This window comes from Methanoregula sp. UBA64, from assembly GCF_002502735.1.
Lineage (GTDB): Archaea > Halobacteriota > Methanomicrobia > Methanomicrobiales > Methanospirillaceae > Methanoregula.
Genome location: NZ_DAQC01000001.1, coordinates 89,397 through 102,374, shown reverse-complemented (window position 1 = coordinate 102,374; position 12,978 = coordinate 89,397). Strand labels below are relative to the sequence as shown.

11 protein-coding genes are annotated in these 12,978 nt (G+C 60.3%); 4 read left to right on the top strand and 7 right to left on the bottom strand.

Annotation, left to right across the window (positions count from 1 at the left end; translation table 11 throughout):
- Window positions 1-4: 4 nt before the first annotated feature.
- Window positions 5-391 (bottom strand): hypothetical protein, encoded by a 387-nt coding sequence (locus BP758_RS00475; protein ID WP_292367644.1) that lies wholly within the window; start codon window positions 389-391, stop codon window positions 5-7.
- A gap of 185 nt (window positions 392-576) precedes the next feature.
- Between BP758_RS00475 and BP758_RS00470 the strand changes: the two genes are divergently transcribed.
- Both BP758_RS00470 and uvrB read left to right on the top strand, forming a co-directional pair.
- Window positions 577-1,512: a DNA adenine methylase gene (locus tag BP758_RS00470; protein ID WP_292367642.1), complete on the top strand. Its 936-nt coding sequence runs from the start codon at window positions 577-579 to the stop codon at window positions 1,510-1,512.
- 68 nt (window positions 1,513-1,580) lie between these two features.
- Window positions 1,581-3,527 (top strand): excinuclease ABC subunit UvrB, encoded by a 1,947-nt coding sequence (gene uvrB / locus BP758_RS00465; RefSeq protein WP_292367640.1) that lies wholly within the window; start codon window positions 1,581-1,583, stop codon window positions 3,525-3,527.
- Between the two features lie 87 nt (window positions 3,528-3,614).
- On the opposite strand, the gene BP758_RS00460 is transcribed toward uvrB, so the two are convergent.
- Together BP758_RS00460 and BP758_RS00455 are read right to left on the bottom strand one after the other, a co-directional pair.
- Window positions 3,615-6,080, bottom strand: a complete 2,466-nt coding sequence (locus BP758_RS00460) for a DNA-directed DNA polymerase (protein ID WP_292367638.1) — start codon at window positions 6,078-6,080, stop codon at window positions 3,615-3,617.
- A gap of 4 nt (window positions 6,081-6,084) precedes the next feature.
- Entirely contained in the window at window positions 6,085-6,951 is an 867-nt protein-coding gene (locus BP758_RS00455) for a malate dehydrogenase (protein WP_292367636.1), read from the bottom strand.
- A 120-nt stretch (window positions 6,952-7,071) separates the two neighbouring features.
- Between BP758_RS00455 and BP758_RS00450 the strand changes: the two genes are divergently transcribed.
- Together BP758_RS00450 and BP758_RS00445 are read left to right on the top strand one after the other, a co-directional pair.
- Window positions 7,072-7,959, top strand: a complete 888-nt coding sequence (locus BP758_RS00450; RefSeq protein ID WP_292367634.1) for a dihydroorotate dehydrogenase — start codon at window positions 7,072-7,074, stop codon at window positions 7,957-7,959.
- Window positions 7,952-8,716 carry a dihydroorotate dehydrogenase electron transfer subunit gene (locus BP758_RS00445; RefSeq protein ID WP_292367632.1) on the top strand — a complete coding sequence of 255 codons (765 nt, stop codon included), beginning with the start codon at window positions 7,952-7,954 and terminating at the stop codon, window positions 8,714-8,716. Before BP758_RS00450 ends, BP758_RS00445 begins: the two co-directional genes overlap by 8 nt.
- Window positions 8,717-8,774: 58 nt before the next feature.
- Here the strand turns inward: BP758_RS00445 and mobA are convergent, their stop codons facing one another.
- The 4 genes from mobA to BP758_RS00425 all read right to left on the bottom strand — a co-directional run bounded on the left by mobA (window position 8,775) and on the right by BP758_RS00425 (window position 12,852).
- Entirely contained in the window at window positions 8,775-9,377 is a 603-nt protein-coding gene (gene mobA / locus BP758_RS00440; RefSeq protein WP_292367631.1) for a molybdenum cofactor guanylyltransferase, read from the bottom strand.
- Window positions 9,377-10,303 carry a ketopantoate reductase family protein gene (locus tag BP758_RS00435; protein WP_292367629.1) on the bottom strand — a complete coding sequence of 309 codons (927 nt, stop codon included), beginning with the start codon at window positions 10,301-10,303 and terminating at the stop codon, window positions 9,377-9,379. The genes mobA and BP758_RS00435 overlap by 1 nt, the downstream gene beginning before the upstream one ends.
- Window positions 10,304-10,378: 75 nt before the next feature.
- Window positions 10,379-10,855 carry a methylated-DNA--[protein]-cysteine S-methyltransferase gene (locus BP758_RS00430; protein WP_292367627.1) on the bottom strand — a complete coding sequence of 159 codons (477 nt, stop codon included), beginning with the start codon at window positions 10,853-10,855 and terminating at the stop codon, window positions 10,379-10,381.
- Window positions 10,846-12,852, bottom strand: a complete 2,007-nt coding sequence (locus BP758_RS00425) for an ATP-dependent DNA helicase (protein WP_292367626.1) — start codon at window positions 12,850-12,852, stop codon at window positions 10,846-10,848. Before BP758_RS00425 ends, BP758_RS00430 begins: the two co-directional genes overlap by 10 nt.
- Between the last annotated feature and the right edge of the window lie 126 nt (window positions 12,853-12,978).

The following is a 12,978-nucleotide window of genomic DNA, read 5'->3' as shown; positions in this document are numbered from 1 at the left end:
TCAGTTATTCTTCCTTCTTTGTCTCCCTCTTTTGCCTCAGGGAATACCACGCGCCGGCCCCGACAGCAACCAGCAGGATGATTACTATCGCAATGAGTTCCGGGCTCAACGAGAACCCGATCGTCCGGGGAACTCCCGACATCTCGCCTTTCGGGCCGTCAAGGCCGGTATCGGTTGTGCGGATCCCTACTTCAAGGGGAGTGGGGGTTGCAAGGTATTGTGCCGGGATCGTTACATTGGCAAGCGAGGCGTTTGTTACGTTGAGTTCCGGTGCTGCCACCAGCGGGCCGGTGGTCTGTGCGGCGGGGACCCCCGCGGCCCCGGCCGGGGGCAGGCAGAGACCGGCAGCCACGCAGGCAACAAGAACGAAGAGTAATAACGGTTTACTCATGGGAATCAGGCTCTCTTATCCAAAAGTACGACAGGACATACCATGAGTCTTGCGGTCAAAACGGCAGGATCCAACGCCGCAGGCAACCCTGAAAACAGCGGCCCGCGGCAGGGCGTCTTTTTCCCGTGAACAATGGTGATGGTATCATAACGGAGTAATGAGATACCTAAAACAGGACGGATTTTATGGCGGCGCTCCCTCGCATCATGACTGCTCCTGCACGACCGTTCCTGAAATGGGCAGGAGGCAAATCGCAGCTTCTTTGTGAGTTTGGGAGCCGTCTTCCTGACCAGACGGGCAAGAAACCGTCCATCACCCGCTTTGTCGAGCCCTTTGTCGGGGGTGGTGCGATGTTTTTTTATTTTCGCCACCGGTTCCCGTTTGCGGAGAGCACGATCTGCGATATCAATCCCGAACTCATCCTCGCGTACCAGGTTATCCGGGAGTCGGCCGGCGACCTGATCGCCGAGCTCGAAATCCTCGACTCCGCATTCAAAGGAAAAGACGATCGGGAGCGTGAAGCGTTTTACTACCGGGTGCGGGACGGGTTCAATGAAACGCGGGCCGATGCAGGACGCCGCATACCCAAAGCTGCAGGGATCCGGCACGTGACGCAGCTCGTCTTTCTCAACCATACCTGCTACAACGGCCTGTTCCGGGTCAATAAAAAAGGCGGTTTCAATGTCCCGTTTGGCAGGTACAAAAAACCCGATATCCTGAACCGCGACAACATCCTTGCCGTATCGGCGCTCCTTACGGACACCCGGATCATCCAGGGCGATTTTACCGCGTGCCGGAAGTACGTGGACGATACAACCTTTGTCTATCTCGACCCGCCCTACCGACCGCTCAGCGCCACGGCCTCGTTTACCTCCTATTCCCGAACCGGTTTTACCGACCGCGACCAGGAACGGCTCGCACGGTTCTACAAGGCCCTTGACCGGAAAGGCGCGATGGTGATGTTAAGCAACTCCGACCCGAAGACAGAGAGCAACGGCGATTCGTTTCTCGAAGACCTCTATGCCGGATTCAATATCGAGCGGGTGCCGGCACGGAGGATGATCAACTGCAAGGGAGGCCGGCGCGGGGCGGTGAGCGAACTTATCGTCACCAATTATTAACGGCAGTTTTAGTTTCATGCCGCAAGGCGCGATCTCTTTAATATCCCCTTTTAGATCTCTTAAGTACCGTGACAGGATTCGAACTTGTCTCAGCATTTGCGCCCGCAGGATCGCAGCCGGAAGCGATAGCCCGGCTCAACGACGGGATTGCCGACAATGCCCGGTTCCAGACGCTTCTTGGCGTCACCGGATCCGGCAAGACCTTTACGATGGCAAACGTGATCGCAAATGCGAACAAGCCGACCCTTGTCATCGCCCACAACAAAACGCTCGCTGCCCAGCTTTACCAGGAGTTCTGCGATTTTTTCCCGAAAAACCGGGTCGAGTACTTCGTCTCTTATTATGATTACTACCAGCCCGAGTCCTATATCCCGGCAAAAGACCAGTACATCGAGAAGGACTCGGCGATCAACCCGAAGATCGAGATGCTCCGGCTCTCGGCCACCGCTTCGCTCTCGTTCCGGCGCGACGTGATCGTGGTAGCCTCGGTCTCCTGCATCTTTGGTCTGGGAAATCCTGAGAACTTCCGGAACATGGGCTTTGACCTCTCGGTGGGCCAGAAGATCTCGCGTAACGAGATCATGAGCAGGCTCCTCGATATCCAGTTCGAGCGAAACGATATCGATCTCGGGCCCGGGAAGTTCCGGGTCAAGGGGGACACCATCGATATCGTGCCCGGGTACTTCAACGATATCATCCGTATCGAGCTCTTCGGGGACGAGATCGAACGGATCCGCGAGGTGGACAAGAACACCGGGGCAAAAAAAGAGGAGATGAAGTACTTCTACGTGTACCCGGCCCGGCACTTCGTCACCCCCGAGAGCGCCCAGAAAGCGGCGATTATCTCCATCAAAGAAGAACTCGACGAGGTGCTGCCCACGCTCGGCCTTGTCGAGGCGCACCGGCTCCGGCAGCGGACAAACTTCGACCTTGAGATGATATCAGAGACCGGCTCCTGCAAGGGGATCGAGAACTATTCCCGGCATTTCGACGGGCGCAGTGCCGGGGAGAAACCCTACTGCCTGCTCGATTATTTCCCGGAAGATTTTCTCATGATCATCGATGAGAGCCACCAGACGGTACCTCAGCTGCACGGCATGTACAACGGCGACCGGTCCAGGAAGGAGACGCTGGTTTCTTACGGCTTCCGGCTCCCGTCCGCGCTCGACAACCGTCCGTTGAAATTCCACGAGTTCGAGCAGTACATGCGCCAGGTGGTCTTTGTCTCGGCAACGCCGGGCCCGTACGAGCAGAACCATTCCGCGCAGGTGGTAGAGCAGATCATCCGCCCGACCGGGCTTGTCGACCCGGCGGTCGAGGTCCGGCCCATCGAGGGGCAGACCCTTGACGTGATCGAAGAGGTCAATAAGACGATCGCCCGGGGCGACCGCGTGCTCGTGACCACGCTCACGAAAAAACTCGCCGAGGAACTCTCCGAGTACCTGGCCGACAAGGGCATCAGGACCCGGTACCTCCATTCGGAGATCCAGACGCTCGAACGCACCGAGATCATCCGCGAGCTCCGGCTCGGCAAGTTCGACGTGCTCGTCGGGATCAATCTCCTGCGTGAAGGACTCGATATCCCCGAGGTAGGGTTCATCGGCATCCTTGACGCGGACAAGGAAGGGTTTCTCCGCGATGCCCGCAGCCTGATCCAGATCATCGGGAGGGCGGCACGGAACGTGAACGCGAAGGTGGTGCTGTACGCAGATTCGATGACGGAATCGATGAAGGCTGCAATCTCCGAGACCAAGCGCCGGCGCGAGCTGCAGATCGCCTATAATGAAAAGCACCATATCGTCCCGCAGACGATCATAAAACCGGTAAAGGAGAAAGAGGTCGAGGTCAAGGACACCAAATATCTCCCGAAGGCGGAGATCCCGAACGTGATAATCGATCTCGAAAAACAGATGCGGGACGCGGCAGACAGCCTCGACTTCGAGCGGGCGATTGCACTCCGCGACCAGATTAAAAAGTTAAACGAGCGGTTGAAAGAGGGCGGGAAACACCCGTAGGTGCGGCTGCAAGGGTACGCCCGGCACCCCGGAATTTGCCGGGTCCGGCAAAAGACCGCCCATTAAAAAAGGAGCCCATACACGGGATTACCCAAAGCCCCACTGGGCGAGCGTGGTATGCGCAGGATCGACATCGTCCCACGTCCACCCCAGCGCCTCGATGATCCGGGAGATCGGCTGCTCGATGGTCTTTTGAAGCATCAGTTCCCAGTCGGGCACGAACTCTTTTGGCACCTGGTCGGCATACTCGAAACAGAGCACATCGGTCTTCGGATACTTCCCGGTGACCGCCTTGATATAGATCCTTTTGGGCTTGCTGCCCTTGCCGAACTCCGTGTGCAGGTGCTGGTTTGCGTACCGGGCGCCCCGCACCTGCGCATCGTCGGTCTCGTAATCGTCCAGGGACTTTCCTATCCCGCCGGGGATCCCTATCTCGTCGAGCGAGTACTTCCCGGCCCGGTACTTCGTGATAATGCCGCCGAGGTATGCCTTGATCTCGGGATATTCGACGCCGGAAAGGATCATCTCCATCACTTTTCCCTGGACGATTTTTGTGATCTGCGGGGTATCGCTCCTTTTCGTCTCGAAACCCACGATATCGATCTGGTCGGCGTCCTTGCCCTCCTTCCAGACAAGCCTGCCGGCGTACCGCTTCTTCTTTCCGGCCTGGAAGAACCGGGCATAGATCTTCTCGAACTTGATCGAGAAGTAATGGGTGTCGGCATGCAGCTCCTTTTGCGCGAAATCCTGGTAACTCGCATTGAGCTGCTTTTCAAGCATCCGTGCTGTCTCGATCGTCTTATCCTGGGGGAGCGGCGGGATCTGCACCATGCAGGAATCGGTATCGCCATAGATCACCTTGTAGCCCTGCTGTTCGATGATGCGCCGGGTATGCTCGATGATCGCCCGTCCCACCGAGGTCACGGCAGCACCGATCTCCCGGTCGAAGAGCCGGAACCGGGTGTAGCCCGAGACGCCGTAGTACGTGTTCATGATCACCTTGAGCACGTTCTGCTGCATATCATAGAGAAGGTACTGCGGCGAACCGTACGGGAAGGTGTTCCGGAGCGCCTTTCTCGCGTCCCGCTCCTTTAAGAGTTCCGAAAGGATGCTCCGGGTCAGCCCGTCCGGGTGCTTCCTGAACCGGATGCCGTTTGGGGCCACCAGTTCGCCCTCCGGATCCTTTGTCTCGGGCGAGGCATTGATCGTCATCATCGCCATCGGGTAGAGCGATTTCAAGTCAAGGACGATCACGTTCTCCCGCACGCCCTTGCTCGGCTCGAACACGGTCGCGCCTTCAAACTCCTCGGCATTCGCAAATCCCTTCGAGGGGAGGACATACTTCCCGTGGGCCTTCCTTAAAATATAGACATCGATCACGCTTGAGGAGTTGAGCGTCTTGTCGAGCGGGCAGCCCACGTACCGGGCGATCTCCCGGTAGAACCCGACGATATTGTCCTTTTTGTCGATTGCCACGCAGAGCTCGACATCCTTGAAATTGTACTCGACCAGCAGCGCCGGCTGCTTCTTCCAGAGATCGGAGACCGTGCCGGTGTACCGGACCTTGCTTTCCCCGACTTCCTCCTGCGCCACCGCATCGAGCCGGTAGGACTCCTTGAGGGTCGAATGCATCTTCTTGTAGCCGGTGAGGAGATCGAAGAGCGCCCGGCCCCGGAGCGCATTTCGCTCGGTCATGCCCGGCAGCCGGGCGAGCATCACCGGCGAGAGCCCGAGTTTTTCCATGCGGCCCGTGATATAGGGCATATCGAACTCGACAAAGTTCCAGCCCGAGAGGACATCGGGGTCGCGCCCGGCAATGTACGCGCTGAACGCCCGGAGCATGGCAACCTCGTCCGCATACGTGCAGATCGTATGGGCGCCGGTCTTAAAGCAGCCGTTTTTCAGGCCGCCGGCCGTAACCTTGTCCGTGATCTCCCCAGGCAGGCTTGCACCGCCAAAGAGGAAGGTAACATAATCGTTATCGAACGAGTCGTGGCAGGTGATGCAGATGATCGCATCGCGCTGGGGATCCGGGAACCCCCGTTCGTCTTCGCATTCGATATCGATCATGCAGACCCGGGCCGGGGCATTTGACTCGGCCGGCACGATCGCCCGGTAGTCCACCGGGTTTTTCTGTACAGTCACGGCACCGGTAAGCCCGCAGTCGATCATAAAGCGCGTTGCAAACGGGATATCGGCTTCGAAATGCCGGTAGCGCTCTCTTAGGTCCCGCACATCGCCGGGCCGGACCGTATACACCCGCCGGAGTTTCTCGCCGCGGATGGAACGGTACACGGTCTCCGGTTCAATGGTCACATTCGGGGGAGCTGCCTGGCCCACCTGCTCGTCCGGCACGTAGAAATACGGGAGAAATCCCGTCACATCGATCCGGTGCGCCATCCCTTCGGCGTCCCTGCCGAAGATATGGATAACGGGCCCGTCGGGACCATTGCTGTACTCCACCTGGTTGATGGCAATCGTTACGGTGCCGGACTCCCCGTCCGTTGCCGGGAGGGTCAGGATCTCTGCGGATCGGATGGCCTGTGCCGGCATAGGATTACTTCACCACCGTCCGGCAGAGATCGGAGACAAACGCCCCTGCCTGCGCCATTGCCGCCGCTTCAGCGGGATCGAGATCCCACTGCACGATCTCTTTGATCCCTTCGCGCCCGAGCCGAACCGGCACGCCAAGCGAGCAGCCCGAGATACCGTATTCCCCGTCAAGAACCGCAGAACAGGGGACCGTCTCCTGCGTACCGGAGAGCAGCATCCGCACCAGCGACACGATGTGGTACGCCGGGCCAAAGACCGTTCCCCCCTTGCCCCGGATCACTTCCATGCTCGCCCCCCGGAGATCGCGGAGGATCTCGCTGCGTTTTTCTTCGGAGACCGGCGCGGGCAGCCGGGAAAAGACCGGCACCTGGTTCTCGCCGTGCTCGCCAAGAACGACCGCCGGCCCTTCGATCCCCCGGCCGGCAAGGGCCAGATGGAACCGGGCACTGTCCAGCTGGCCGCCAAACCCGATGCACCGCTCCCGCGGGATACCGGTAATGCGGTGGAGGAAGTAGTTGTTCACGTCCATGGGGTTTGTCACCGAGACAAGGAGTCCGGGGTAGTCGGTTAACAACTCCCCGCACTCCCGTATGACCGGGAGGTTTGCGGCAAGCAGGTCTGCCCGGGTCCGGATATCCGGTGTCCGTGGGAGGCCGGCCGCAACAACGCAGACCTCTGCATCCAGGATGTCCCTGGGAGAGGTCGAGATCTCCACCGGAAGACCGGTGTGCTGAATATCGAGCACCTGGGCCCGAAGCAGGCTTCCGGTACGGTCGTAGAGTGCGAGCTCGTCTGCGAGCCCGGTCAGGGCCGCGAGGTATGCGACCTCGCCGCCAATCCTCCCCACCCCGAGCACTCCCAGACGCGTCATGGCCGTTTTTCCTGTATTACTAGGTATACAACCCGGGACTTAAGTGACTACCGTCCAGAGCCGCCCGGCCGGGTAAAAAAAGATGCCCTTTATTATTTCCGGCGACCATTGTGTGATGAAATGGTTCAGCTCAGATCGGGCCCGGTCACCGTTGGAGGCGTGAAGCTCAACAACCACCTCCTTCTCGCAGCCGGCGTGCTCGGGACTACGGGGGCTTCGCTTCAGAGGATGCTTAGCCGGGGAGCCGGCGGGGTCGTCACGAAATCGATCGGACCGGAACCCAAGAGCGGGCATGCCGGCCCCTGCGTGGCCGTGCTCGATGAGGGGCTCCTGAATGCCATGGGCCTCCCGAACCCTTCAAAGGATTTCACCGAAGAGCTCGCAGGGCTCCAGAAGAAACCGGTGATCGTGAGCATCTTTGGCGGGAACGCGGAAGAATTTGCGGAAGTTGCCGGGTGGTTTAAGGAAACGGCGTGCGGCTTCGAGCTCAACCTCTCCTGCCCGCATGCGGAAGGGTACGGGGCCGCAATCGGCATCGACCCGGCCCGCGTCGAGGCCTGCACACGTGCGGTGAGCGCCCTTGGCCTGCCGACCTGGGTAAAACTTACCCCGAATGTGACCGACATCGCGTCTATCGGAAAAGCAGCGGAACGCGGGGGGGCAACAGCGATTGTCGCCATCAACACGGTAAAGGCCATGCGCATCTCGACCGCACTCCGGCAGCCGGTCCTCGGGCACCGGTACGGGGGACTTTCCGGGAAGGCTGTCTTTCCCATCGCGGTCCGGTGCGTGTACGAACTCTACGAATCCTGCAAAATCCCCATTATCGGCTGCGGGGGCATCGCATCGGCGGACAATGTCATCGAGATGATGATGGCCGGGGCACAGGCAGTGGAGATAGGAAGCGCCGTACAGCAGGACATCGGGATCTTCGAATCCATTGCAAAAGAGCTGTACGCGAAGAACGGCGTTGCGCCCGAAGAGATCGTGGGGTGTGCGCATGGATGACCAGATGCCCGTACAGGTAACCGTAACGGAGATAAAAACCGAATCGCCCTCGGTAAAGACGTTCTATTTCGATACGGAATTTGCCTTTACCGCGGGGCAGTTTGCCATGGTCTGGGTGCCAAAGACCGACGAGATCCCCATGGCGTTCTCTTCAGCAAACAGCATCACGGTCCAGAAAGTCGGCGATGCAACCGAAACGATGTTTGCCCTTGCCCCGGGAGCACCGCTTGGCATCCGCGGACCGCTCGGGAACGGCTTCTCCAAAGGCGAAAAGATGCTCGCCATTGCCGGCGGTGTCGGTGCAGCGCCGCTCCTGCCGCTGGCAAGATCCGACTGCGTAATGACCATGCTTCTTGGCGCACGGACGGAAAACGAACTCCTCTTTGTCGACCAGCTGGACGAGAGCACGGACGTGCTGATTGCGACTGACGACGGAAGCCTGGGCGTGCACGGGTACGTGACGGATCTCTTCGACGAAGTGAACCTTTCCACGTACGACCGGATCGCGGTCTGCGGGCCGGAGCCGATGATGCGGGCAGTCCTTACCCGGCTCGATGCAAAAGGCAGCCTTGCAAAGGCCGAGTTCTCGCTCCACCGGTACATGAAATGCGGGATCGGGGTCTGCGGCTCGTGCTGTATCGACCCCGACGGGCTCCGTGTCTGCCGCGACGGCCCGGTCTTTAACGGGGAAATGCTCAAGAAAACAGAATTCGGCCACTACCTGCGGGACGCGTGCGGCAGAAAGAAGACCATCTGATCCGGCATTACCCCGCCTGCGGCTTTTTTCCTTTTTTTTTTAAGACAGGGATCGTATCTCAATGACCCGGCGCCGGGAACCGGTTGATGCGATCGAGTTCGTCGAGCTGGTTGATGTTGGTAAATGTCTTTAAATCCGGATCGAACCTGCGGAGGTCGTCGACCGGGATATACCGGGTATTGAGGGACTGGACCATGGACCGGAGCGAGAGGGAGGTGTGGCTTTCCAGGTAGGAGAGGAGCGCCTGCCTGCGGTACACTGCATGGAGCGGCTCGAACATCCATTCGTTCCACTTGGGGATCGCAGCATCGTACGAACCAAGGGCCTCGAAGAGATACCCGATAACCGCCGGGTTCACAAACGGCATATCGCAGGCGCAGACAAAGATCTCGTCGCCTTTCACGGCAAGGGTGCCGGCATGGAGCCCGCCAATGGGGCCCAGCCCCTGGCGGATGTCGCTTGTGCAGGCGATCCCCCCGAGGTCCTTGAACCGGATACACTGCTCGGGGCTTCTGGCCACAATCACGATATCTTCCGTGACATCCGCCAGCGTCCCGACCAGCCGTTCAATGAAGGTCTTTCCTTCGCAGGTAAAGAAATATTTTTCCCGGCCTTTTGCCCGGCGCGCTTCGCCTCCGGCAAGGATGACCGCGGACCGCATCAGGGGTCTCCGTTGCCGGTCAGGGATTCCCGGAATTTTACCAGGCTGACGATGCAGGCATTCACCGGGGTCGGGATACCGTGAATCGCTCCTTTTGCCACGATCGCCCCGTTTAAGAAATCGATCTCGGTGGGCCGGCCCCTCCCCAGGTCCTGAAGCATGGAGGAGTGGTGCCCGGCCGTTGCCGGGAGCTGGGTGTCGTGCAGGTACCTGAGGTACTCGTCCGCGGTTTTGCACGGGAGTCCGACACCTTCCGCTGCCACGACACGGTAGCCTTCCCTCACGATCGATTCGACGATCTTCCATGCCGCAGGATGGGCGAGTTTCCCGTAGGGCACCCCATTGATCGCGCCGAGCGGGTTGAGCGCACAGTTGTACAGGGTCTTTCCCCAGAGGTCGGACCGTATGGCAGGACTGCCCTCAACCCGGATCCCGGCTTCCTGCATGAGGGAGACCAGCTGTTCCACCGGCCGGTCCATGCCGGTGGGGAACCGCCCGAGCTTTGCCGGCCCGCCATCCACCGAGACATGGACCGCGGCATCGCCGGCCCATTCAAACCCGGTGATGATCATGCCACCGATCACCCGGTCGGTGTACTTACTGATGATCTCCTCGTTTCCTATCCCGTTCTGGAGGCTGACCGTCTCGGTACCTTTGAGGGTAGCGGCAAACTCCCGGCAGATCGCATCGGTGTCCCTCGATTTGGAGGTGATAATTGCATAATCGTACCGGGCGCCGGCGGGGACGGTATCCGAGACACTGAACCGGTGCGTGTCCGTTCCCCAGATGCCGGTGAGCCGGAACCCGCCGGCGTTGATGGCATCGGCGGTCTTTTTCCGTGCCACCGCATGGACCTCAGAGACGCGGGAGAGTTTTGCTGCAACCGACAGCCCGACCGCTCCTGCTCCCAGCACGAGAACCTTCATTGCATGCACCTAAAAACGGACATATATTCTCCCGTATGGCAATTAGATATACCGATAGCCCCGCGCCCCCCCGCGTCAGAGCGATCCCGGGTGCTGCCGGGCCTTCTGTCTCTCTTTTCCCAGGCCCTTTTTTTCCAGGGCAAGGAGCAGCTCCTTGATCTCGAGGGCCGGGGAGAAGCCGCCGATACCGTGCGCCGCCACGATCCGGTGGCAGGGCACGACAAGCGGTGTCGGGTTGTTTGCCATTGCCCGGCCAACCGCACGCGGAGAGGTGCCGACCTGCGCCGCGATCTCGCCATAGGTTGCAGTGCTCCCGTAGGGGACTGCGCGGACAGCCTGGTAGATCCGGGCAGACGGGGTGTCGCCTTCGCAGGCGATCGTGGCAAGCCCCGACAGGTCGGCCACGCGGCCGGCGCAGTACTGAAGGATCGGTGCAGGCACCGGGCCGGAGAGCCCGGTGGTCGAGAACCTGACCCGGTGGACGGTATCGTTCGCCCACCAGACATGCACGTGCCAGAGCCCGAGCCGGCACGAACCCCCGGTCACTTCCATTTCGTCACCAGCTCCCGGAATGCTGCATGATCGCATTCCACCAGCTCTTCCTGGATCCACGCGGGAAGCGCCTGGCGCACCCTTCTTTCCAGGAACCTCTTCTCGCCGAATACGAGCACGCCCCGGTCCTCGGGCGTGCGCAGGACCCTTCCCAGTGCCTGGAGCGCCTTGTTGATCGCGGGAAGCGTGTAGCAGATGAACTCCCCTTCCTCGCCATACCTGCGCCGGAAGTACTCGATCACCATCCTCCGCACCCGGTTAAACGGCGCAAGCGGCAGGCCCACGACCATTGCCCCGGCAAGCATCTCGCCCCGGTAATCGAGCCCTTCGCTCCATTTCCCGCCGCAGACCGCAAAGAGGAGGCCCGCGTCTCCCTGTGCGGGAAGCGAGAGGAACTCGTTGAGCGCGGCACTGGCATTGGCGGCGTCCCGGGGCTCGATGTAGATCTTTTTGCGCCGCAGGCGGGGCGTAACCAGCGCCGCATAGGTTTCGAGGATCTGGTAGCTCGGGAAATAGACCGCCCGGTTGCTCTTCTGTGCCGCAAACGCCTCGATGTACTGCGCGACCTTCTCCGAATTCTCGGCGCTCTGCCTCTGGGAGTAGGCCGTAGTGATATCGGTTGCGCAGCAGACGAGCCGGTTCTCCTTCGGGAATGCATTGGGGAGGGCCATGGCCGCCACTTTCGCGTCGTTGAAGTACAGGCGCCGGAAGCTCTCGACCGGCGAGAGCGTTCCCGAGATCATGATGCAGCAGGCGTGCGTGGAGCAGATCTCGGTCAAGGGGGCGGACGGATCGATATTCCGCACTTCGAGCACGATCCCGTCCTCGGACTTTTTGTAGACGGTAAGGAACGCGGGGTTCCGGGATGACTGCGAGAGCCGGTACAAAAAGATCGTAAGCTTTTCGATCGCGGTCTCGCGGAACTCGCCGGCCTTCTGGTTGCGGTCCCGGATGGACTCGGCAAGGCCCATGAGCTCGTCGACGATATCGTCCATCTCTTTCCAGAGCGATCCTTTGACAATCATCCGGTCGAAGATCGACGGATCGAACCAGTCCTCGGGCTCGGGGGAGTTTGCAAGGCCCGCGATAAAGTCCGTCAGGCGGGGCAGGACGTGCCGGACCGCGTCGGCCCCTTTGTACAGCCTCTTCATGCCGATGAGTTCGCGGGTGGCCTGCTCTACGTCTTTAGAGGAGATCGCAATGCTCTCGATCGACTGGATCGCGTCCCCGCAGTTATGCGCCTCGTCGATTAAGAGCATCACGTCCTGCGCCTCGACATTGAGGTTCGCGTAGAGCTGCTCGCGGATCTCCTGGTCGAAGAGGTGGTGGTAGTTGAGGATGATCACGTCCGCGTTCTTTGCCGCGTGCATCACGAGCTCGTACGGGCAGACCTCGCCGGCAAACCCGGTCATCTCCTGGGGCCGGACCGGATCGGCAAGCACCTTCTCTGCTTTCGACCGCACCGCAGCCGAGGGCACCATCTTTACTCCCCCGGTGTCCCCGGGCACGAACTGGCGGCTCGCGATAAAATACGGGCAGAGGAGCGGGTGCTCGCGGTCCATTTTCCGGATCTGCTGGACGATGAAGGGATCTTTTATGGGGATGGTGGCACCCCGTTCCGCCCGGTCGCGCATCAGGGACGAGGAGAGGGCCTTGACCCCTTCGCAGCGGCGGTACACGTCCCCTTCGCCGCCGAGCAGGCACATGCTCTTTTTCCCGACGAGATACACGGTTTTCAAAGAGGGCTGTTTCTTTTTTACGAGCGCGAGCTCCCGGACAAAGGTGGAAAGCTGGCTGACGGTCCGGACAGCGATGACGATCCGGCGCCCTTTCCGCTCGCCAAGGAGCGCGGCAACCACGCTCGACTTGCCGCTGCCGGTAGGTGCGTCGATCATGCCGATCCCGCCTTCGCGGGCAACCGTTGCGGCAAATGCAAGCATCTCCCGCTGGTGCGGGCGGTACTCGCTGTACGGGAAGAAGGGATCGAAGCTTTCCATTTCTTGAAGATATGATTGGCGGCCGGATGTTTTATGAGTGTGGGGCGGGGCGAAAGTGGGCGGGACCTGCAGTGCCGGGCCGTAGGGGGGGTGGGGGCAGGGCACAGTCCTTTAAAAAAAATGACC

What these genes read in the sequence shown, in the direction of transcription:
- BP758_RS00435 (WP_292367629.1), bottom strand. Translation starts at nt 10,303, where the DNA reads ATGAAGGTTCTCGTGCTGGGAGCAGGAGCGGTCGGGCTGTCGGTTGCA.
- BP758_RS00460 (WP_292367638.1), bottom strand. Translation starts at nt 6,080, where the DNA reads ATGCCGGCACAGGCCATCCGATCCGCAGAGATCCTGACCCTCCCGGCA.
- BP758_RS00455 (WP_292367636.1), bottom strand. Translation starts at nt 6,951, where the DNA reads ATGACGCGTCTGGGAGTGCTCGGGGTGGGGAGGATTGGCGGCGAGGTC.
- BP758_RS00450 (WP_292367634.1), top strand. Translation starts at nt 7,072, where the DNA reads ATGGTTCAGCTCAGATCGGGCCCGGTCACCGTTGGAGGCGTGAAGCTC.
- mobA (WP_292367631.1), bottom strand. Translation starts at nt 9,377, where the DNA reads ATGCGGTCCGCGGTCATCCTTGCCGGAGGCGAAGCGCGCCGGGCAAAA.
- BP758_RS00470 (WP_292367642.1), top strand. Translation starts at nt 577, where the DNA reads ATGGCGGCGCTCCCTCGCATCATGACTGCTCCTGCACGACCGTTCCTG.
- BP758_RS00445 (WP_292367632.1), top strand. Translation starts at nt 7,952, where the DNA reads ATGGATGACCAGATGCCCGTACAGGTAACCGTAACGGAGATAAAAACC.
- BP758_RS00430 (WP_292367627.1), bottom strand. Translation starts at nt 10,855, where the DNA reads ATGGAAGTGACCGGGGGTTCGTGCCGGCTCGGGCTCTGGCACGTGCAT.
- BP758_RS00425 (WP_292367626.1), bottom strand. Translation starts at nt 12,852, where the DNA reads ATGGAAAGCTTCGATCCCTTCTTCCCGTACAGCGAGTACCGCCCGCAC.
- BP758_RS00475 (WP_292367644.1), bottom strand. Translation starts at nt 391, where the DNA reads ATGAGTAAACCGTTATTACTCTTCGTTCTTGTTGCCTGCGTGGCTGCC.